This is a genomic window from Microcystis wesenbergii FACHB-1317, from assembly GCF_014696875.1.
GTDB lineage: Bacteria > Cyanobacteriota > Cyanobacteriia > Cyanobacteriales > Microcystaceae > Microcystis > Microcystis wesenbergii_A.
The window spans coordinates 1-21,184 of record NZ_JACJQV010000046.1; the positions used below are offsets into that span (position 1 = coordinate 1).

The 21,184-nt window shown below is 43.1% G+C and carries 17 protein-coding genes and 1 pseudogene; 11 read left to right on the top strand and 7 right to left on the bottom strand.

Features of this window, described 5'->3' with window-relative positions; genetic code table 11:
• The 3 genes and pseudogenes from H6F92_RS01205 to H6F92_RS01220 form a co-directional block, all read right to left on the bottom strand.
• A pseudogene (locus tag H6F92_RS01205) lies at positions 1-188 on the bottom strand (Uma2 family endonuclease); the annotation flags it as partial.
• Positions 189-631: 443 nt separating this feature from the next.
• A complete protein-coding gene (locus H6F92_RS01215; RefSeq protein ID WP_190356500.1) occupies positions 632-1,285 on the bottom strand; it encodes a Uma2 family endonuclease in 654 nt (217 codons plus the stop codon).
• Between the two features lie 170 nt (positions 1,286-1,455).
• Positions 1,456-2,043 (bottom strand): hypothetical protein, encoded by a 588-nt coding sequence (locus H6F92_RS01220; RefSeq protein ID WP_190356501.1) that lies wholly within the window; start codon positions 2,041-2,043, stop codon positions 1,456-1,458.
• A 263-nt stretch (positions 2,044-2,306) separates the two neighbouring features.
• Between H6F92_RS01220 and H6F92_RS01225 the strand changes: the two genes are divergently transcribed.
• From H6F92_RS01225 to H6F92_RS01245, 5 genes are all read left to right on the top strand, one after another.
• Entirely contained in the window at positions 2,307-3,530 is a 1,224-nt protein-coding gene (locus tag H6F92_RS01225) for a DHH family phosphoesterase (RefSeq protein ID WP_190356502.1), read from the top strand.
• A 52-nt stretch (positions 3,531-3,582) separates the two neighbouring features.
• Complete coding sequence (gene sixA, locus H6F92_RS01230; protein WP_190356503.1) at positions 3,583-4,077, top strand: phosphohistidine phosphatase SixA; 495 nt, start codon at positions 3,583-3,585, stop codon at positions 4,075-4,077.
• Between the two features lie 421 nt (positions 4,078-4,498).
• The gene (locus H6F92_RS01235; protein ID WP_190356504.1) at positions 4,499-5,863 is read left to right on the top strand and encodes a GTP-binding protein; all 1,365 of its coding nucleotides are present in this window, start codon (positions 4,499-4,501) and stop codon (positions 5,861-5,863) included.
• A 132-nt stretch (positions 5,864-5,995) separates the two neighbouring features.
• Positions 5,996-6,517 carry a hypothetical protein gene (locus H6F92_RS01240; RefSeq protein ID WP_190356505.1) on the top strand — a complete coding sequence of 174 codons (522 nt, stop codon included), beginning with the start codon at positions 5,996-5,998 and terminating at the stop codon, positions 6,515-6,517.
• A 237-nt stretch (positions 6,518-6,754) separates the two neighbouring features.
• Entirely contained in the window at positions 6,755-8,608 is a 1,854-nt protein-coding gene (locus H6F92_RS01245) for a peptidoglycan D,D-transpeptidase FtsI family protein (RefSeq protein WP_190356506.1), read from the top strand.
• Between the two features lie 86 nt (positions 8,609-8,694).
• On the opposite strand, the gene H6F92_RS01250 is transcribed toward H6F92_RS01245, so the two are convergent.
• From H6F92_RS01250 to crtE, 4 genes are all read right to left on the bottom strand, one after another.
• The gene (locus H6F92_RS01250) at positions 8,695-9,339 is read right to left on the bottom strand and encodes a DUF3226 domain-containing protein (RefSeq protein WP_190356507.1); all 645 of its coding nucleotides are present in this window, start codon (positions 9,337-9,339) and stop codon (positions 8,695-8,697) included.
• Positions 9,340-9,341: 2 nt separating this feature from the next.
• A complete protein-coding gene (locus tag H6F92_RS01255; protein WP_190356508.1) occupies positions 9,342-10,451 on the bottom strand; it encodes an AAA family ATPase in 1,110 nt (369 codons plus the stop codon).
• Between the two features lie 64 nt (positions 10,452-10,515).
• Positions 10,516-10,968 carry a divergent PAP2 family protein gene (locus H6F92_RS01260; protein WP_190356509.1) on the bottom strand — a complete coding sequence of 151 codons (453 nt, stop codon included), beginning with the start codon at positions 10,966-10,968 and terminating at the stop codon, positions 10,516-10,518.
• Between the two features lie 17 nt (positions 10,969-10,985).
• Entirely contained in the window at positions 10,986-11,915 is a 930-nt protein-coding gene (crtE, locus tag H6F92_RS01265; RefSeq protein ID WP_190356510.1) for a geranylgeranyl diphosphate synthase CrtE, read from the bottom strand.
• 201 nt (positions 11,916-12,116) lie between these two features.
• On the opposite strand from crtE, the gene H6F92_RS01270 reads away from it, so the two are divergent.
• The 6 genes from H6F92_RS01270 (at position 12,117) to clpB (ending at position 20,810) form a co-directional block, all read left to right on the top strand.
• Positions 12,117-12,317: a hypothetical protein gene (locus H6F92_RS01270; protein WP_190356511.1), complete on the top strand. Its 201-nt coding sequence runs from the start codon at positions 12,117-12,119 to the stop codon at positions 12,315-12,317.
• Between the two features lie 11 nt (positions 12,318-12,328).
• The gene (locus H6F92_RS01275) at positions 12,329-13,732 is read left to right on the top strand and encodes a serine/threonine protein kinase (protein WP_190356512.1); all 1,404 of its coding nucleotides are present in this window, start codon (positions 12,329-12,331) and stop codon (positions 13,730-13,732) included.
• A gap of 364 nt (positions 13,733-14,096) precedes the next feature.
• On the top strand, positions 14,097-14,672 hold the full coding sequence (gene def / locus H6F92_RS01280; protein WP_002748816.1) for a peptide deformylase: 576 nt from the start codon (positions 14,097-14,099) through the stop codon (positions 14,670-14,672).
• A gap of 31 nt (positions 14,673-14,703) precedes the next feature.
• On the top strand, positions 14,704-14,901 hold the full coding sequence (locus H6F92_RS01285) for a hypothetical protein (RefSeq protein WP_002731987.1): 198 nt from the start codon (positions 14,704-14,706) through the stop codon (positions 14,899-14,901).
• Positions 14,902-15,750: 849 nt separating this feature from the next.
• A complete protein-coding gene (locus tag H6F92_RS01290; protein ID WP_190356513.1) occupies positions 15,751-17,652 on the top strand; it encodes a transketolase C-terminal domain-containing protein in 1,902 nt (633 codons plus the stop codon).
• Positions 17,653-18,191: 539 nt separating this feature from the next.
• A complete protein-coding gene (clpB, locus tag H6F92_RS01295; RefSeq protein ID WP_190356514.1) occupies positions 18,192-20,810 on the top strand; it encodes an ATP-dependent chaperone ClpB in 2,619 nt (872 codons plus the stop codon).
• Positions 20,811-21,184 lie beyond the last annotated feature (374 nt).

Consider the following 21,184-nt stretch of genomic DNA (forward strand, 5'->3'; position numbering starts at 1 on the left):
CCTTCCACGGGATACCAGAGTAAATCACCGGCGACAAAAACATCGTCATTATTGGCAAATAACCAGTCTAAATTCGCTTTAATCGTCGTAATCCAGCGAAATTGTCTTGTATTGTCGGCCATCGGTTTACCGTCGCTATCGGGATAGACGATTGTGGTTTTCGGGCTGTCGTCGAGTTGTCTAACCATTGCTTAACCCTAGAATTTCGTCTTTGCTTTTTAATAGTATAACTTTACTATAAAAAATCGGAGCAAATCTTTAGGGTTTGCGGCAAAAAGTACGGGCGAAGCATTCGGGGAATAACCTATCGGTGAAACCGTAGATTTTCTATCCGAATGCTTCGCCCCTACAGGACGCGGGCCGATGAAGACGCAAGGTTTTGAAGCGCGATTCTCTCAAAATCTTGCACCTGTTTCGCTCGTAAAGCCACAAAACCCTTACCTTGCCTACATTTCACATTTATTCAGCCAGCCCTATTTAGGGACGGTGATGCTCCTAAATCCTGTTTAAAAAGTATCGGAGAGTGGGAATTAGTCAACCCTGCCCTAGGGCATTTTTTCTGGGCTTACTGTTGCGACTCTAGCTAGAGGACTTGATATTTATCTACTTTTATTCTACCGATAATTTTTTTTTAAATCTCCTCGGGATTAATGTTTAATTCTCGCAGTTTTGCCGCCAATCGTTCGGCCCGTTGTCGTTCCGCTTCGGCCCGTTGTCGTTCTTGGTTGTAACTGGTGAAAGGTTGACCATCGGGATAATACAAAACTAACTCTGGTTGGGCTAATTGAAAACGAATGCCCAAGCGAGGACTTACCCAATTATCGAGATTTTCTAGACTTTCGAGCCGATTTTCCCGACGAATACAGCCGCCCAAATCATTTTTATCGGGATTATAAATGTAGTATTCTTCCACACCATAACGGTCATAAAACAGCAGTTTTCTGGTCATTTCCGTTGGGGTATTGCCCGGAGAGAGAATTTCAAAAACCACCTGTGGGGGGATATTGTTCTCTTTCCACTGTTGATAGGAACCCCTTTCCCCTTTTGGTCTGCCAAAAGCTACCATCACATCAGGCGCTTGCCGAGTCTTATTATCTCCTTCCACGGGATACCAGAGTAAATCACCGGCGACAAAAACATCGTCATTATTGGCAAATAACCAGTCTAAATTCGCTTTAATCGTCGTAATCCAGCGAAATTGTCTTGTATTATCGGCCATCGGTTTACCATCGCTATCGGGATAGACGATTGTGGTTTTCGGGCTGTCGTCGAGTTGTCTAACCATTGCTTAACCCTAGAATTTCGTCTTTGCTTCCTTAATAGTATAACTTTACTACAAAAAATCGGAGCAAATATTTAGGATTGGCTGAAAAAGTTTTTCCTGGGGACAGGGTGTGACCAACTGTCTGCATCATAACCGATAGTGTCTGCCGCCGTTCCCTGTACACGCGCTTGTTAGGCATCGGATTGGCTAGAGTGTATAAACTGGTGAAAGTCTGGTGATTTAATGAACGATTGAAGGTCTTTTAGTCCCTCTATACATGAGGTTAACATCCACCCAAGCTCTTCAAGATGAGCTAATAATCGAGGGTTTTGTTCATCTAAAAGACTGATTAAGTTATAATAGTCTTCTATAGAGCTAGTATCGAGTAGCGCTAAATCTTGATGAATCAACTTGTTTCGTTCCGCCACAATGTCTGAGAGAGCCTGTTTCCGAGCATTTAAGAAATCTGAGTCACTATAGGTAACCTTAAATGACAAAGACATACCTAACTCAGAAGAGTCTAGTTGAGGTTCAGACTGACTATCATCCACCAGCACAGTGTTATGTAATTTCCGAACTAGGCGACCTAATGTGTCCAGACGAAATCTCTCATGATTGTCAACGAACTGGTTACGAGTTGATGTTGATAATCCCTCGATCTGAGTCACTGAAAGTAGATACTTTAAAGTACCTTCAATCTTTGAAAAATTAACTATATTTCTGCCTAGCTTTCTTAGTGCTTCAGTTCTAACTACTTCAATATCTATCGGTTTATCCATGATTAATGGTAAGGCGTTGACTATCTAAATTATCTATTTTCTCAAGTAATGGCAGCGATGGTTAATTGCCCTCACCCCTAACCCCTCTCCCAGAACAAACGGGAAGGGTCTTTTGATAGACCAGAGTTATGTCCCCAGAGTAAGGAGCTAGGGGCTGGAAAAGCTTAATATTTGAGATGAACCGATCGAGCCAGAATATCGTCTAGAATTAATTAACTCAACAAATCCTGACTGAATCTACCCTTAAGCAAACTTTTCTAAAAATGATGGCTGAATTACTGAGTCTAGTTCCTGCCAAGTCCCTCGAAACCGATGTAGTGTTAGGGGAAGCGTCGGCAGTATGTCCCCTTCCTCCAGTCACGGTTAGTAATGATACCCTACTTATTTCCCTAATTGATCGCCTACGACGTACTTTGGAAAATCACCGCGGCGAAAATCAAATTGTGGTGATGCAGGATTTCCCGGATCCCGATGCTCTTTCTAGTGCCTGGGCCTATCAAATTATCGCTGAACAGTACGATATTCACTGTGATATAGTCTATGCGGGTACTCTCTCCCATCAGGAAAATGTCGCTTTGGTAAAACTAACGGGTTTACCGGCTAAACGTTGGGGAGTCCATACCCTCAAGGATAGAGATCTTTCGGTTTATCAGGGTTGTGTTTTTGTCGATGGTCAGGGAACCAATAGTCAGTTAACCACTCTGGTTAAACAGGCAAAAATTCCCATTATTGCCGTGATTGATCATCATACTCGCCAAGGGGAGCTAGAGGCGGAATTTGTCGATATTCGTCCCCAAATCCGGGCAACAGCGACGATATTAACCCAATATATCCAAAAAGGGTTAATAAGTTTTAATACTAGCGATACCGTCCATGTTAAGTGTGCCACAGCTTTGATGCACGGATTGCGATCGGATACGAATAATTTAATGCAAGCGCAAGAATGTGAATTTATTGCTGCTGGTTATCTCAGTCGTTTCTACGATGCTCAATTATTAAACGCTGTCCTGCAATCGGCCAGATCCCGACGGGTGATGGATGTGATCGAACGGGCCCTAAAAAACCGTATTATTAAAAATAATTATTCGATCGCTGGGGTCGGTTATTTGCGTTATGATGACCGGGATGCGATTCCCCAAGCTGCCGATTTTTTGGTGACAGAGGAGAATGTTCACACGGCTTTAGTTTATGGTATCGTTCACGATGAAGATGAGGATATCGAGTTAGTCATCGGTTCTATGCGTACCAGCAAAATTACCCTAGATCCCGATGAATTTCTCAAGGAAGCTTTCGGACAGGATAACCAAGGTCGCTTTTTTGGTGGTGGTCGTTATATGGCCGGAGGTTTTGAAATTCCGATCGGTTTTCTCGGTGGTTTTAATAATAATGCCGAATATGCGAAACTCAAGTGGGAACTGTATGACACCCAAATTAAACAGAAACTTTCCCATCTAGTTAACCCCGATGAAAAGGTAATTCGCACCTAGGTATCACCGCTCAACTATTTATTATCATCGCCAAGACCGACCCTAAACTGATATGAGACTTTATTTTGTGCGTCATGGATTAGCAGGACAATCGGGGGATTATCTCAACGATAGGGAACGTCCTTTAACCGAGGAAGGTAGGGCCAAAACTGCTAAAGTTGCCCAAAGATTAGGACAGTTGGGGGTGAAATTTGACCTAATTTTGACTTCTCCCCTGGTGCGTGCCGTGCAAACCGCCGAAATTTTGCAAAAAGCGGGTTTAAGCCAGAAAATTGAGCAATTTAATCCCCTATCACCCAACGGCAATATTCAAGATTGGGTGCAGTGGTGGCAAAAGTCGGACTATCAGCGAGAGGAAAACGCGATCGCACTGGTGGGCCACGAACCGGATTTAGGTTATTGGACGGAAATGCTAGTTTGGGGCAAATTTCAAGGAAAATTATCGGTCAAAAAAGCGGGAATAATTGGTCTAGAGGTTCCCCATCAACAAAATCCCCTAGGCAAGTGTCAGTTATTTCTCTTAACTGCGCCAAAATGGTTATTGTAGCCCTAAAGCTTGCCTCGGTTATGGGTGAACTATCCTAGCCACGTCTGTTAAACTTTTGCTAGGAACGAATCGCAGGCCTTAGTTGGAATTTGTCAGCTAAGACGCATTGTAACCGCCTATCCTGAGATTAGCTCTTGCAAAAATCAAAAATCTCCCCTTAGGTGAGGAGTCTCCGAGTCAGTAGTCAGGAGAATTAAGAATGAGCATTAATCAATTAAATGCTCTATTTAGGTATTTTAGGCAATTTTATGCCTATTTTTCTCATTTTTGACTATCAAAAATTAATTATGCAAGAACTCTATAGTCTAAAATTAGAGGAAAAGGATAGGATGGGTTGAAACCCGTCGAGTCGCATTTCATCCATTGCTTAAAAAGACAATGGCTTTCATGCTCCCGTGTTATTTTGGTAAAAAAATCAACCGTGACCAAGACCCCATCGCTCGAGGAAACTCATTACAATCAGGCCAAAGCTAGTTTACAACAGGCATTAACCTGGTATGCCAGTTTTCGCCGCCATTGGAATTATCCCCCCGATCCCCAACTTCAGGCCGCCGTTAAACAGGATTTACAGTCCCTAAAATCGGCCTTGGCTAAACTGGATGAAACGGTGATTCGGGTGGCAGCCTTCGGGTTAGTCAGTCGCGGTAAATCCTCGGTGGTAAATGCTTTAGTCGGTCAAAAAGTCCTGGCAACCGGCCCGCTGCACGGGGTGACACGCTGGCCGCGATCGGTGCGTTGGACACCAGCCACGGGTAAAATTCAGATAGAATTAATCGATACCCCTGGATTGGATGAGATTGAGGGAGAAGCACGGGCGAATATGGCCAGAGAAGTCGCTAAAAGTGCCGATTTGATTTTATTTATCGTCGCGGGGGATATTACCCGCACCGAATACGAAGCCCTGGCGGAATTGCGCCAGGCCAAAAAACCGATTATTTTGGTGTTTAATAAGATTGATCTCTATCCGGAAGCCGATCGCCGTCAGATTTTTCAGCAGTTACAGCGATTAGGAACCAATCGGGACGAAAAAACGTTAGAAGATTTGTTAACTAGCGATGAGATAGTTATGGTAGCCGCCGAACCGCAACCGATTCCCGTCCGGGTGGAATACCCCGATGGGCGCGTGGTGACTGAGTGGGAAACCCCTCCCCCCGAAATTGAGGAGCTGCAAGATAAACTCTTAACGATTTTAAATCGGGAAGGGCGATCGCTGCTGGCCTTAAATGCTTTAGTGCAAGGGCAAGAAGCGGAGGAAAATATCGCTAGAAAAACCCTGGAACTGCGGGACAGTCAAGCGGAGGAAATTATCTGGCAATACGCGAAATATAAGGCTTTAGCGATTGCGGCCAATCCGATCGCTATTTTAGACCTCCTAGGGGCTTCAATCGTCGATTTGACTCTAGTTCGGGCTTTAGCTCGTTTGTACGGCTTGCCGATTACCAGTCACCAAGCTGGTCAACTCTGGCGGACTCTACTTTTGAGTAGTGCGGGGTTGCTGGTGGGGGAAATCCTCAGCACTGTGATTATCGGTTTGGGCAAAACGGCAGCGGCAGCGGCGAGTATTTTTGAAAATCCCACCTCTTTAACCCTCTACGGTAGCACCGCTCTCCTACAGGGGGCAATTGCTGCTTATGGAACCTATATCATCGGGAAAGCCGCTAAAATCTATCTAGAACGCGGTTGTAGTTGGGGGGCATCTGGACCGAGTACGGTGATTAATCAAATTCTCGCTCAAGTTCATCCGCAAACTATCTTATATCGTTTACGTCTAGAGCTAGAACAGTGATTTTAAGGTAAAAAGGAAAAAAGGCAACAGTGATCAATTAAATATTTCCTACTGACTACTGATGACCGACTCCTAATTTTAGAAACTTAATTTTTGACAACGACCACTAGCTAGAAATATTGAGAGAAAATCATGTCTGCTGCCCATAAGTCTTATATTCCTGTTCCCGTTTCTCGCCAAAAAAGCCAGGGGAGTCAACGCCGTCCCCAATCACCAGTAAATCAGTCGCCCCCAATGGTCAAACCGACGACTAAATCGGTGGCGAGAGTTCCCGTAGCCCCGACAGAAAAACAAGTGGCCTCGCGTCAATTACGTTCCCTTTGCCTCCTAGAAAGAATAGTGGCCGTGATTACTTTTTGTCTGTTGGGTTCGACTCTGGGAATATATGCTTGGACGGTATATATTCCCAAGGTTTGGGACAAAGAATTTGGTAAACTGGAAACACTGCAACGTCACGAGCGCCATCTTTTAGCCACCAATGAAACCCTTAAACATCAACTAGCTCAACAAGCAGAAAAACCCGAAACTGGATTAACTCATCCCCAACCCTTCCAAAATATCTTTTTACAGCGTAAATCTGCCCCGAACCTGAAACCGTCCCCCGCTTCTCAACCCCAATCTACCGTCAATTCTCAACCCAGAAGTGCCTATTAACAGTTATCAGTTATCAGTTATCAGTTATCAGTGGAAAGAACGTAGGTTGGGTTGAAGCATGAAACCCAACGCCTGCATGGGTTACGCTACCGCTAACCCATCCTACAAATAATTGTGCCTCCCTACTTAGAAGTTTCCTACTGTCTGATTACTGATTACTGATTACTGTTTACTGATCACTGATCACTGATTACTGATCACTGATTACTGTTTACTGATAACTGAAAGATACTGCTCATGACTGACACAAAAAGACCCAGATTTAGAGGTAAAGAAACTCGAGCGCCCTCCGGCAGGATCCGGGACAGAAAGTCCTATTTAACCGCCAAAAAACGGCAAAAACAGTTAAAAAATTTGCCTGTGAGTAACGGGCGATTGGTGGCGGTGTGGTTGGTTTTAGTCATGGGTATTTTGGGTTTAGCTTGGCGATTGTACCAATTGCAAATAGTACAGGCGCAGGAATTACAAAAAAGAGCCAGACAACAGCAAACTACAAGTATTAGACCCTATATTCCCCGGCGGGCGATCGTCGATAGTAATGGTAATGTTTTGGCGACCGATCGCTTAATTTATACTCTTTATGTACACCCAAAACTGTTTGCTATTCCCCCAGCAGAAGTGGCTGATAAATTAGCTCCTTTATTAAATATTCCCACTAATCAACTCATTCAAAAATTTAAAGAAAAAGAAACAGGAATTCGTTTAGCCAATCAATTAACTGAATCCGTGGCTAGGGGCTTAAAACAATTATCTCTTGACGGTGTAGAATTAGAGGAAAAATACGCTCGTTATTATCCCCAAGACGATGTGGCAGCCGACGTGATTGGCTATGTAGATAAAGAACATCGTGGCCAAGCAGGATTAGAACGAGGTTCCAGTCAGTTATTAGAAAGATCTCCTTTTTCTGTCAATACAAGACGCATGGGAGACGGGAGAATTTTACCTATTTTTGTTCCCCATGGTATCTTTCAATTTGATGAATTACAGTTAGAAGTAACCCTCGATTTAAAACTACAAAGAGCGGCGCGGACGGCCCTACGAGAACAGCTAAAGAAATTTAATGCTAAACGGGGAGCCGTCATCGTTATGGACTCCCTTGATGGTTCTCTTTTAGCCCTAGTTTGTGAGCCAACTTTTAACCCCAATGAATACTATAAAGCCAATGTGGCTCTATTTAAAAATTGGACCGTAGCCGATCAGTACGAACCGGGGTCAACTTTTAAACCAATTATTATCGCCCTGGCCATGAAAGCAGGGGCAATTAAAGCTAATACAGTAGTCAATGATCCGGGGGCAATTAAAGTCGGTCCCTGGACGATTAAAAATGCCTCTAAACAGGGTTATGGGGCGCTAGATATGGCCCGAGTCCTGCAAACCTCTAGTAACGTGGCCATGGTGCAAATTGCCCAAAAAATGGGGCGAGTTGATTTCTATAAAAGTTTATTAGGATTGGACATAAATCAAAGGGTTGGTGTAGATTTACCCGGGGAAGTGTCAGGATATCTCAAACCCGAACAACAATTTCTGGATAATGCCATTGAATCGGCCACCGCTTCCTTTGGTCAAGGTTTATCCCTGACTCCTTTAAAATTAGTACAATTGCACGGTGCGCTGGCCAATGGTGGCACCTTGGTAACTCCCCATGTGATCAAAGGATTAGCCGACGACCGCGGCCGTTTGCACTGGCAGCCCGATTATCCCAACAAAAAAGTCTTTTCTCCCACCGTAGCCCGGCAAGTGGTGGAAATGATGGAAACCGTCGTCAGCAAGGGGACGGGGGTAGCAGCCCAAATCCCCGGTTATCGCATCGGAGGTAAAACGGGAACCGCACAAAAAGCTAGTCCCACGGGTGGTTATCTACCTAACGCCAAAATTACCAGTTTTGTGGCGATTTTACCAATCGAATCGCCCCGTTATGTGGTTTTGGTGGTGGTGGATGAACCCAAGGGGGCCAATACTTTTGGCTCCACTGTTGCCGCTCCTGTGGCAAAAACGGTGATGAATACGCTCATTTCCCTCAAGGGTATCCCCCCCACCTCTAAGGTCGTTCCGGCGGCTTCTGCGACCAATAAACCCCCGCGGCACGATTAATTTAAGTCTTTTTGCAAGAGGTTTTATCTAACAAAGCACAGAGAAATATTATGGGACCGTCATTGCCATTTCGATCCATAGTTCTCTCAAATCTCGTATAACTCCTGTAACCATCTCAAAAAAATTGCCGATTGGGGATGGGATTGATTAAGTATTCTTTGTTTGACTGCATCGTGAAGTTGTTTCCCCGGCGGATCTTGCCAAGCTAAATAGGTATGAATATTAGCCTTATCTAGATGATAATCCCTATAGGTTGCCCCTTGTTGTTTTGCCTCTATCACCTTGTTTTGTGTATATTGCCAAAGATTATTATCGGGAACTAAATAGGCTAAAAAAGTCTCTAACATCCCTCTCGATTGATTATCTGGCATCATCCACACACCGAATTTTATCCCCGATTCTAGAGTTATAATTAATCCCGCTGCTGGTAAATTTTGAGGTAAGTTAGGTATATTTGGTAAACAGGCATTATATAAACTTTGCCAACGATTATCAGGTTCTTCGTCTGCATCCATAATAATTCCTAAATGAGTTAGTCCACTATCATTGATTTCGTTGTAAATATTATCCCTATCGAGTAAATTCTCAATACCATCAGCTGGTTTAATATAGATAATAGCTGTGTCTTTTTTCTCTCCCCAAGAGATGCCATGAGCTTCTGCTAATTCGGGAATAACTCTCATTTCTTCTCTTCCCTCTACCAATAGTTTTTTAGGATGTATTTTGGTCATTTTTAGCGAACCTCAATATCTCTTTCAGAAGCGAGGTAAATTTGTCTAGTATTGAAGGAAACTGCTTTTTCCTTCTCCTTATCTATCCTTTGAATAGTAATCTCGTTATCGGTAATTTTTTCTTCGGTAATTAATTCGGCTAAACTTTGCCAACAATCTCGGCTGTGAGTGGTGGCGAATACCTGAATATTGAGTTTTTTAGCGGTTTCCCAGACGACTTTCCACATATCAGTCATGACAGTAAAGTGCAATCCGCTATCAATTTCATCAACTAATAAAATTCCATTTTCAAGATTAACCATCGCTAAAACTAATCCTAACATTCGCCAAAATCCATCACCTAAACTGCCAATCGGAACTGGTTCTTCTGCTCCTTTAAGTTTAACCATAAATCCCCCACGTTCTCCCGATGTACTATTAAATACTGGAGGTTGAAATTCTTCGGTAGTCGCAATTTTTTCTATTTTAGGTTCAATGATTTTTAAAGCTTCGATAACTAGGTTATCTGTAGAGTTAAGCAGACTTTGACTGAAAAAAGATTTGTTTGTATTAACTGCTATAGATTGAGGAGGAATCCAAAATAATTCTAGTTTTTTAAAATCCTGAGACGGTTTGTTATCAGTTAAATTTATCTGTAAAATTTCCTCTTCAGGTGATAAAGAATAGACTTTTTGCTCATGCTCAAATTCAACCACTAAGCAAAAACTACCTATGGATTGTAAATTATTTTTATTGACTTTAGAGAGTAATTCTTTAGATGTAGATTGAATACTTAAAATCACCCGATTGGCTGGTTTATCTGGCTCATAAATCACTATTTTTTGATTATCCTTTAGTAAGTATTTATAGAATAAATTTTTTATCTGATAAGATTGCACTTTCGCACCGAGAAGATTAGCCGCATCTATTTCTCTATGAGAATACTCGCCCCGATGATTAAGAATTCTTTGTATTTCTCCTGTATTAAATTTAGAAACATAAATAAGAATCGCTTCTAAAATAGAAGTTTTACCGCTATTATTTTTACCTACTAAGAGATTAATTCGACCAAGATTGGCCATCTCAAAATTTTGAAAACCGCGAAAGCCTTCAATTTTTAGGGATTGTAACATGAGTAATTACCCCGGATTTTCCGTTATTAAATCTAGTTTATCTCAACCCCAGAAAACACCTCAATTAACGACAGAGCAGCACCATGGCGATACCGATACCTAAACTTAAACCGACCAGCACCTGAAAAGGAGTATGACCAATTAATTCCTTTAAACGTTCCTCGTTAAATTCCTTGCCCTCCTGGAACATTTCATCGATAATTTGATTGAGAATCCGGGCCTGTTTTCCTGCTGCCTGACGCACTCCGGCCGCATCATACATAACAATAATCGCAAAAAGCGCGGCAATCGCAAATTCGGGACTAGACCAACCCATCTGTAATCCTACCCCAGTAGCCAAGGCCCCCACCAGCGCCGAGTGAGCGCTAGGCATTCCCCCCGACGAGACTAGATAGCGCAGACTCACCTTACCATCACGGATTAACTCAATCAGCGCTTTTAGTCCCTGGGCAGTGAAACAAGCTAAAAGAGAGATTAGCAGTATTTGATTGTGTAACACCTGCTGGAAGTCCTGCATAATCTCACTCGTTTAATTTAATTTTTACGATTAACAATATACTCAGCGATGGCCCGTAAAGGTTCAGCGGCCTCATCGTAGCTACTCAATTCACCGATGGCACTGTCTATTAACTGTTGAGCTTGCTGGCGGGACCCTTCTATCCCCCAGAGACTGGGATAGGTGGCTTTTTGTGCCTGTAGATCCTTACCGGCGGTTTTACCTAATTCCTCCTTTGTCGCCGTGATATCGAGAACATCATCGATAATTTGGAAAGCCAAGCCAATATTTTGGGCATAGCGGGCTAATTTAGCTATATCTTCCCCTTTTGCCCCCGCTAAAACTGCCCCCGACACCACAGAAGTCTCCAACAGGGCCCCCGTTTTCTGAGTATGGATAAAACCGAGAGTTTCTGCCGAAATATCGGGTTTTCCTTCGGATTCCAAGTCTAAAACCTGACCTCCCACTAAACCCGCTGCCCCGACCGTGCGACCTAAACGGGCAATTACCTCTAAAATCTGTAGGGGAGGTACATTACGAGTCTGGGTAGCCACATACTCGAAAGCGTAGGCTAGGAGACCATCCCCAGCTAAAATAGCGATATCTTCGCCAAAAACCTTATGATTGGTTAATTTACCGCGTCGGTAATCATCGTTATCCATGGCGGGTAAATCGTCATGAATTAATGACATAGTGTGAATCATTTCTAGGGCGCAAGCGGTGGGTAAAGCCATCTCTAGGGAACCCCCCATCAATTCACAGGTAGCCAGACATAAAATCGGCCGCAGCCGTTTACCACCGGCGAGGAGAGAATAGCGCATCGCCTCGTAGATTTTGGCGGGATTGCCGATAACTAAAGAGCTATCTAAAGCTGACTCGACAATTAACCGCTTTTCCTCCAGATAGGAAGCCAGAGAAAAGCTCTCGTTTTTCCTCACTTCTACCCCTTGTTCGCCCCTAGTAACCATGTCTTTTTGTCTTGAACCGACTGCTTTTAAAACTATATCAGGAAACTCCACCTCGATCGGAATTAAACTGACCGCTCCCTTGTCCCCTAAGCTGTTGACTGTCTAAATTACGCCTTCAGACTGCATGGGAGTGCCAGAATTGACATTCTGAACACTTGTACTACATTTTCCCAGACGGAGAGGGTCTAATTTTCTTTTCTGATGCCTATTTTCTCTTTTAACCTGAAAAAATACCTCCCTCAGCAGCCCAGTCTAGGGATTAGCGAAAAACGGGCGATACAATTGAATTTCGCCGCAGTTATCATCGGAGATGCTAAAGTTTTGATGATTCGGTCAAACTTCCGTTTTCTTAGCTTGCAGTTGAGAAATTTCTCGATTAGCCTAGAAGTAGGATTATCCTAGGAATATATTGTATGCTGCCAGGGCAAATTTTAGGCGATCGATACCAAATTCAAAGTCAGTTAGGTAAACAAACCGGAAGACGCACTTTTCTCGCCCAAGATCTAAAAACGGGTACTACTGTTGTCGTCAAATTATTAATCTTCAGTCCCGATTTTGAATGGACAGATTTAAAACTCTTTGAACGGGAGGCCGAAACTCTTAAACATCTAGATTGTCGCTCGATTCCTGAATATATCGACTATTTTGAAGTTCGCACCGATACCTATCAAGGTTTTGCCCTTGTTCAGAGTTATATCGAGGCTAAATCTCTCAAGGAACAGATAGAAAATGGTCGCAAATTTAGTGAATCAGACCTGCAAGAATTAGCTAAATCTATCCTAGGTATTTTAATTTATCTCCATGGACTTAACCCGCCAATTATCCACCGGGATTTGAAACCTAGTAATATCTTATTAAAAGATCGATCGGGTCATAGTATCGGCAATGTTTATTTAATTGATTTTGGTTCTGTCCAGACTGTTGCTCAACAGGAACAGGCCACTTTAACTATCGTCGGAACCTACGGTTATATGCCCCCCGAACAATTCGGTGGTCGCACCGTTGCCGCTTCTGATTTATACAGTTTAGGAGCGACTTTAATCTATCTAGCTACAGGCATTCATCCCGCCGATTTACCCCAAAAAGATGGCAAGATTCAATTAAATAATTTAGCCAATTTAAGCCAGGCTTTTGTTCATTGGTTAGGGCAATTACTTGAACCTAGTCTCGAGAAAAGGTTTATTTCAGCACAAGCAGCAAATCAAGCTTTAAATACTCTCCACGAAATTCAATTAACTTCCTCGAACCTTGAAAAACCCGCAGGGAGTCGGGTACAGTTGCAAAAAAGCGAGGAGAAAATTAAAATATCTTTACCTCCCGAAGGTTTTACCCCTAAATTAATTTTTTTTGGAGCCTTTGCCATCGCTTGGAACGCTTTTTTATTATTATGGACAGGAGGAGCCGTTTCTACTCCTCTGTGGATGAGTTGGTTTTTTCTGCTCTTTTCCTTTTCCGTGCCTTTTTGGTTTGTAGGTTTAGGACTGCTTTACCAGATTATTTATTGTCTCAAAGGGGAGGAAATTATCACTATTGATAGTCAAGAAATTGTTGCCATTCAGCGAATTTGGGGTTTGACACTTCCGGGCAAAAAGAAAATGGCACGGGAACATATTAATAAACTGGTGAAAGCTGATAGTTATCATAGCAAAGATGGTGATGGCGATCGAGTTTATGTGCCGATGGCTTTAACTATTTGGGCGGGGACTAAAGAATATACTATTAGCAGTAAAACAAAAGAATATCTGAGTCAACCCGAAATTGAATGGTTAGCAGCGGAATTGAGTCAATGGTTAGGAATACCAATTACTAATAAGTAGCCGGTTGCAATCAGCTTTTTTCTCCCTTCTCCCCTCTCCCTTCTCCCTTCTCCGTTCTCCCCCACTGATTACTGATTACTGCTTACTGATAACTGAAAAATCTCCCCACTCCCCCACTGATTACTGATTACTGCTTACTGATAACTGAAAAATCTCCCCACTTCCCCACTGATTACTGTTTACTGCTTACTGATAACTGAAAAATCTCCCCTCTCCCCACTTCCCACCCCCTGATATGGACGAACTGTCTGTGAGCGGTGTAAAATTTTATGAAGAGTCTCGGCTTTTTTCTCCCTTTTCCTGAGAAATCCCCCAGAGCCAGTGACTAAGATCAAAATTGTGCATCCCATCGATAATTAAGTTTATGAGCGCCACTATTACCGTAGAAAAACGCAAATTAGAAAAACCCCCTTTAGAACTGCATTATCTCGGCGATCGAGTCCTGCGTCAACCGGCCAAGCGGATTGCTAAAGTCGATGACAGCATCCGCCAATTAGCCAGAGAAATGCTGCAAACTATGTATAGTTCCAATGGTATCGGTTTAGCGGCTCCGCAAGTGGCAGTCAATAAACAATTGATTGTCATCGATTGTGAACACGATAAACCCGAAAATCCGCCCCTAATTCTGATTAATCCCCAAATTATCGGTTATAGTCGGGAATTGTGCAAAGCGGAAGAGGGTTGTTTGAGTATTCCCGATGTGTTTTTAGATGTCATCCGTCCCCAAGCGATCGAAGTGAGTTATAAAGATGAACAGGGGAAACCGCGAAAACTGCAAGCTAACGGTTTACTAGCGCGGGTAATTCAACACGAAATGGACCATCTTAATGGTGTCATGTTCGTGGACAGAGTAGATAACGATTTGGCACTCAATGAAGAATTAAAAAAACACGGTTTTTCCGTGCAAGCGGTGAAACCGGTCGAGAAAGTGACAAAATAAAGGCATTAGTTAATTTAGGTGAGGAGTGAAAATGACCCCGAAAAGCGGCGTTTTATTGTTATTATCCTGTATTGCAGCGATCGCTGGTGTGGGTTGTGTCTTTGAAATTAGTTCGGGAGAACCGGATTTAGGCAATACCACCACTGGCCTAATTCTAGCGGCAAGTGTGCCACTAACAGCCCTATTTTTTTGGGCGGCGGTTAAAGACACGAGAGCCAATTACAAATAGAATAAATTCCCCTCGGTTATCTAAAAATTGGCATAATTTTCATGAGCAGAAGAGAGAAGTAAATTCTCTCTTTTGTTCGTTTTGATTACAGGGCAAATTGCCAGAAAAAGTTACTACTTTTGAGGATTTTATCATCTTTTATAGACCTCTTGCAAAAGTCTTAAGTCGATCCTTGTACAGCAACATTTTTGAAGATTATCAACTACTAATAAATAATTAACTGAAAGTCCCTCCCATTATTGTTTCTATCGTTTGTTTTCGGATTTATGCAAGAGGTCTTATGACAATCAATTATATGCCGACCGGTGAAAATCTGATTAGGTAAAGATTTCCCCCCTGTCTCCTCCTATTTCATCTATAATTCCGGCTACCAATCCTAGATGGTCTAGATTCTGAACTTCAATTTCTGTTGATTGAGTCATGGCACAACAACGCCCGCCGCGAGAGGGGTCAAACAATTCCTATTTTCTCCTAATTAGGGCTCTCAATACCCCCTTGCGGGTACCCAAAAAAGCCTCACTCTCTAAGTATTTTTACTCAAGCCTCTGGAGCGGGACAGCTTATGTGACAGTTGAGGGTGCGGAATGTGGGTTTCAAGCTTGGCTCGATTTGCACTGGTTTGGAGCGTTAGGCTAGGGTGAACCATTGGGATTTGTCCACCTCGACACTCGGAACGGTAAAGGATGGCGAAGCGGTGGCGAAAAAGGGCGAAGATGGAATTATTAGGGTTTAGGCGCTCGTTTTTTGTTTGGGGTATCTATGATAAGAAATTATTCAATCGATCGGGTGACATTCTAGGCTATGATTTCCCTGACTATAGTTATTTCTCTACATTAAGGAAAATCTACGATGACAACCTTTCCCATCGATTTGAGTGCCTATAAACCCATCAGTCTCGACCCCAGTAACCCCACCCTCACCGACGACCAAAGAAGCGCCCTAAAAGCCAATATCCAACTCTGTCGCGATGCTATCATCTTTTTTACTGCCACGGGTGCGGCCCGGGGTGTGGGTGGACACACCGGCGGCCCCTACGATACCGTCCCGGAAGTGGTGATTCTCGATGCTCTTTTCCGCAGTCAACCTAGTCAATTTGTACCAATCTTCTTCGATGAAGCGGGACACCGCGTCGGTACTCAATATCTCATGTCTGCGTTAGAAGGTTCTTTACCCGCAGAACAATTAATGCACTACCGCGAGGCCAATTCTAAACTTCCCGGACACCCGGAATTAGGATTAACCCCCGGCGTCAAATTTAGTTCTGGCCGTTTAGGACATATGTGGCCCTACGTTAACGGTGTCGCTTTAGCTAACCCCGGAAAAACCGTTTTTTGTTTAGGTTCCGATGGTTCTCAACAGGAAGGCAATGACGCGGAAGCTGCCCGTTTAGCCGTGGCTCAACACATCAATGTTAAGCTGATTATTGATGATAATGATGTGACGATTGCTGGTAATCCTTCCAAATATTTACCCGGTTATGATGTGGCTAAAACTCTCGCCGGTCATGGACTAAAAGTGTTAGTGGGAGATGGGGAAGATATCGATAGTTTGTATCGCAATATCTGTGAAGCAATTAATACTCCTGGCCCGATTGCGATTATTAATAAACGTCCCATGTGTCCCGGAATTGAAGGTTTAGAAGGTTCTAACCACGGTCATGATGTGATTTCTGTACCCTTGGCTTTAAAATATTTAGAGGCAAAAGGACACAGTGCCGCCGTGGAATATCTCAACAGTATTAAGAAGCCTTCTAATGACTATAAATTCCTCGGTTCTGGGGATAAATGGGGTTCTAACCGCAACGTTTTCGGTGAAGCAGTAGTCAGTCTTTTAGGCAAAATGAGCGAAGAAGAACGCAAAGCTAATGTATTAGTAGTAGATAGCGATTTAGAAGGTTCCTGCGGTCTGAAAATTATCCACGATAAACATCCCGAAGTGTTTATTCCTTCCGGTATTATGGAACGGGGCAATCTTTCGGCGGCTGCTGGTTTTGGGATGGAAAAAGGTAAACAGGGAATTTTCGCCACCTTTGCCGCTTTTCTAGAAATGTGTATTTCTGAAATCACCATGGCCCGTTTGAATTATTCTAATCTTTTATGTCATTTTTCCCATTCTGGTATCGATGACATGGCGGATAATACCTGTCACTTTGGTTTGAATAATTTCTTTGCCGATAATGGACTGGATGACGGTTACGAAACCCGTCTTTATTTTCCGGCCGATGCGGCACAAATGACCGCTTGTGTCGAGGCAACTTTCCATCAACCCGGTTTACGTTTTATCTTCTCGACTCGTTCTAAAACTCCCAATATTCTTGATACTAACGGTCATAATTTCTTTGGCGATGGTTACACCTTTGTCCCCGGAAAAGATGAAGTAATTCGGGAAGGCACCGCTGGTTATATAATCAGCTTTGGCGATGGTTTATACCGCGCTTTAGATGCAGTGGAACGTCTAAAACAAGAAGGGATCGACGTGGGTTTAATTAATAAACCGACTCTCAATGTAGTGGATAAAGAAATTATCGCTAAAGTTGGTAATTCTCCCTTTGTTTTAGTAGTAGAAGCATTTAACCGTCGCACGGGTTTAGGTAGCCGTTATGGTTCTTGGTTACTCGAACGCGGTTTAACTCCTAAATATGCCTATATCGGTACTCACCACGAAGGTTGTGGCGGTTTATGGGAACAATTCCCCCACCAAGGTATTGACCCAGTTGGTATCATTAGTAAAGTTAAATCTTTAATCGCTTAGAGAGTATTTTAGGGGGGAATTAATCAGTTATCAGTTATCAGTTATCAGTTATCAGTCATCAGTTATCAGTTATCAGTTATCAGTTATCAGTTATCAGTTATCAGTTATCAGTCATCAGTTATCAGTTATCAGTGAACAGTAATCAGTGAGTAGTAATCATACCAAATCCGTTGAGTAACGCACAGAAAACGGGTTTCTTTGAGAAACCCGTTTTCTACTCATGCAAAAGGCAAAACGGAGAATAAATAATCAGTTTTTAATAACTGGATTTAGTATCAGTCATCAGTGAGCAGTCATCAGTCATCAGTAATCAGTGAACATCTTTAATAATTAAGATTTTAGCTTGGTTGAGAGTTTGAACATTTGTACTAAAATTTCCCAGACGCAGTTTAAATCCCTGACAGCTTATAAACTTTAGCCGCTTAAATCGCACCATTGAGGGGAAATCCCCCTGAACTAGGTACGGTAAGCCCCTAGAAGCCAACAAACCGGTCAATCTAGAATAGTCTCAAGGGTATAAAAGTAATCTCTTATAGAAAATGCAGCCAACCAATCCACAACAATTTACAGAAAAAGCTTGGGAGGCAATCGTCAAAACGCCGGACATTGCCAAACAGAACAGCCAGCAACAAATCGAAAGCGAACATCTAATGAAAGCCCTTCTTGAACAGGAGGGATTAGCGGGCAGTGTCTTTAGTAAAGCTAATATTAGTCTAGCCCGTTTGCGGGATCGAACCGATGATTTTATCCGTCGTCAACCGAAAATCTCTAACCCCGGCGACTCGATTTATTTAGGTCGTAGTTTAGATAGCTTACTCGATCGAGCAGAAAATTATCGCCGAGAATTTGGAGATGACTTTATCTCGATCGAGCATTTGATTTTAGGTTACGCTAAAGATGATCGCTTCGGTAAAAATATTTTTCAAGAATTCGGACTTACCGAAAACAAACTCAAAGAAATTATTCAACAAGTCAGAGGTAGTCAAAAAGTGACCGATCAGAATCCAGAAGGCAAATATGAGGCCCTAGCAAAATACGGACGGGATCTCACCCAATTGGCACGGGAAGGTAAATTAGACCCCGTAATTGGACGGGATGACGAAATCCGTCGCACCATTCAGATCCTCTCGCGTCGGACTAAAAATAACCCAGTTTTAATCGGGGAACCGGGAGTAGGAAAAACAGCCATTGTCGAAGGATTAGCCCAGCGGATTATTAACCGTGATGTGCCAGAATCTCTGTTAGATCGGACTCTCATTTCTCTCGATTTAGGTGGCTTAATTGCGGGAGCAAAATATCGCGGAGAATTTGAGGAAAGATTAAAAGCTGTCCTCAAGGAAGTCACCGATTCCCAAGGCAATATCATCATGTTTATTGATGAAATTCATACCGTTGTCGGTGCGGGAGCCACTCAAGGGGCAATGGATGCGGGCAATTTATTAAAACCAATGTTAGCCCGGGGTGAATTGCGTTGTATCGGAGCCACTACCCTCGATGAATACCGCAAATATATCGAAAAAGATGCGGCGTTAGAAAGACGCTTCCAAGAGGTTTTAGTGGATGAACCAAATGTGGTCGATACTATTTCGATTCTTCGCGGTCTCAAAGAACGTTATGAGGTGCATCATGGGGTGAAAATTGCCGATAATGCTTTAGTGGCAGCGGCCCTGCTTTCTAATCGTTATATTAGTGATCGCTTTTTGCCCGATAAGGCCATTGATTTAGTTGATGAAGCGGCGGCCAAATTGAAGATGGAAATCACTTCTAAACCAGAAGAACTCGATGAAATTGATCGCAAAATTCTCCAGTTAGAAATGGAAAGACTTTCCCTACAACGGGAATACGATCCAGCTTCGCGAGAACGGTTAGAAAAGTTAGAAAAAGAACTGGCTAACCTCAAGGAAGAACAATCGGGATTAAATGCCCAATGGCAAGGGGAAAAAGAGATTATCGATCAAGTTCGTGGGGTTAAAGAAGCGATCGAACAAGTTAATCTGGAAATTCAACAGGCCGAACGAGATTATGATTATAATCGCGCCGCCGAATTAAAGTTCGGAAAATTAACCGATCTGCAGCGGCAAATGTCCGCCCTAGAAACTCAATTGGCCGACAAACAAACCACCGGTAAAAGTTTATTAAGGGAAGAAGTTCTCGAATCGGATATCGCCGAAATTATCTCGAAATGGACGGGAATTCCTCTCAATAAATTAATCGAATCGGAAAAAGAAAAACTCCTCAATCTGGAAGAGGAATTACACGAAAGTGTCATCGGTCAAGAGGAAGCAGTCACAGCCGTGGCCGAAGCGATTCAACGTTCCCGCGCCGGTTTATCGGACCCCCACCGTCCCACGGCCAGCTTTATTTTCCTCGGTCCGACGGGTGTTGGCAAGACAGAATTGGCGAAAGCTTTAGCGCGCAATCTCTTTGACACCGAAGAGGCTCTAGTTCGCATCGATATGTCGGAATACATGGAAAAACACAGCGTTTCCCGTCTCATGGGCGCGCCTCCGGGATACGTCGGCTACGATGAAGGAGGACAATTAACCGAGGCAATCCGGCGTCGTCCCTACTCTGTCATCCTCTTTGATGAGATTGAAAAAGCCCATCCCGACGTTTTTAACGTTATGTTACAAATCCTTGACGATGGGCGCTTAACCGACTCTCAAGGTCATCTGGTTGATTTTAAAAATACCATCATTATTATGACCAGTAATATCGGTTCTCAATACATTTTAGACGTGGCCGGTGATGAGTCTCGTTATGAGGAAATGCAGGCCCGGGTGATGGAAGCAATGCGGAATAGTTTCCGTCCCGAATTCCTCAATCGTATCGATGAAACGATCATTTTCCATAGTTTACAAAAAGCACAACTGCGCTCGATTGTCAAACTACAGACAGCCAATCTCAGCGATCGCTTGATGGAACAAAAATTAGCCCTGAAACTTGCCGATATTGCTCTCGATTATCTAGCAGAAATTGGTTACGATCCAGTGTACGGTGCGCGACCCTTAAAACGGGCAGTACAAAGATATGTGGAAACTCCGATCGCTAAGGCAATTCTGCGCGGCGAATTCAAAGGGGGAGACACGATTTTTGTCGATGTGGCCGATGAAAGATTGACCTTTAAACGGTTAGCTTCCCCGGTAGTAACTGCTTAATTAGGGTTTGCTGAATAAGTCCCCAGAGGTAATCTAGAAGCGACACAACTGGCAAAATGCTAGTTTCGTCGCTTAGTTTCTTAATTTTATCTGGTGATCTCGCGTAGCGAGCGCTTTGCGTTCGCCGAGGAAAGTGCAAGGGTTTTGAGTCCCTATTTCGATTTCTCAAAGTTTACTTCTGGCACTTTTTTTCTAAAAAAGTCCCAAAACCCTTTTCTAGTAAAGCTTCCACCGATATTCAGCGAGACCTAAGTAGGGTTTGCTGAATAATGGTAAAAACCTTACAGGAAAGGGCTTTTAGCTTGATTGAGAGCTTCCCAAATGCACTTAAATCTGCTAGAATCTCTTAAAACCCTTGCATCACCCTTGCATCA

Coding starts and splice junctions, on each gene's coding strand:
- H6F92_RS01215 (WP_190356500.1), bottom strand. CDS start 1,285: ATGGTTAGACAACTCGACGACAGCCCGAAAACCACAATCGTCTATCCC.
- H6F92_RS01220 (WP_190356501.1), bottom strand. CDS start 2,043: ATGGATAAACCGATAGATATTGAAGTAGTTAGAACTGAAGCACTAAGA.
- H6F92_RS01225 (WP_190356502.1), top strand. CDS start 2,307: ATGATGGCTGAATTACTGAGTCTAGTTCCTGCCAAGTCCCTCGAAACC.
- sixA (WP_190356503.1), top strand. CDS start 3,583: ATGAGACTTTATTTTGTGCGTCATGGATTAGCAGGACAATCGGGGGAT.
- H6F92_RS01240 (WP_190356505.1), top strand. CDS start 5,996: ATGTCTGCTGCCCATAAGTCTTATATTCCTGTTCCCGTTTCTCGCCAA.
- H6F92_RS01245 (WP_190356506.1), top strand. CDS start 6,755: ATGACTGACACAAAAAGACCCAGATTTAGAGGTAAAGAAACTCGAGCG.
- H6F92_RS01250 (WP_190356507.1), bottom strand. CDS start 9,339: ATGACCAAAATACATCCTAAAAAACTATTGGTAGAGGGAAGAGAAGAA.
- H6F92_RS01255 (WP_190356508.1), bottom strand. CDS start 10,451: ATGTTACAATCCCTAAAAATTGAAGGCTTTCGCGGTTTTCAAAATTTT.
- H6F92_RS01260 (WP_190356509.1), bottom strand. CDS start 10,968: ATGCAGGACTTCCAGCAGGTGTTACACAATCAAATACTGCTAATCTCT.
- crtE (WP_190356510.1), bottom strand. CDS start 11,915: ATGGTTACTAGGGGCGAACAAGGGGTAGAAGTGAGGAAAAACGAGAGC.
- H6F92_RS01270 (WP_190356511.1), top strand. CDS start 12,117: ATGCCTATTTTCTCTTTTAACCTGAAAAAATACCTCCCTCAGCAGCCC.
- H6F92_RS01275 (WP_190356512.1), top strand. CDS start 12,329: ATGCTGCCAGGGCAAATTTTAGGCGATCGATACCAAATTCAAAGTCAG.
- def (WP_002748816.1), top strand. CDS start 14,097: ATGAGCGCCACTATTACCGTAGAAAAACGCAAATTAGAAAAACCCCCT.
- H6F92_RS01285 (WP_002731987.1), top strand. CDS start 14,704: ATGACCCCGAAAAGCGGCGTTTTATTGTTATTATCCTGTATTGCAGCG.
- H6F92_RS01290 (WP_190356513.1), top strand. CDS start 15,751: ATGACAACCTTTCCCATCGATTTGAGTGCCTATAAACCCATCAGTCTC.
- clpB (WP_190356514.1), top strand. CDS start 18,192: ATGCAGCCAACCAATCCACAACAATTTACAGAAAAAGCTTGGGAGGCA.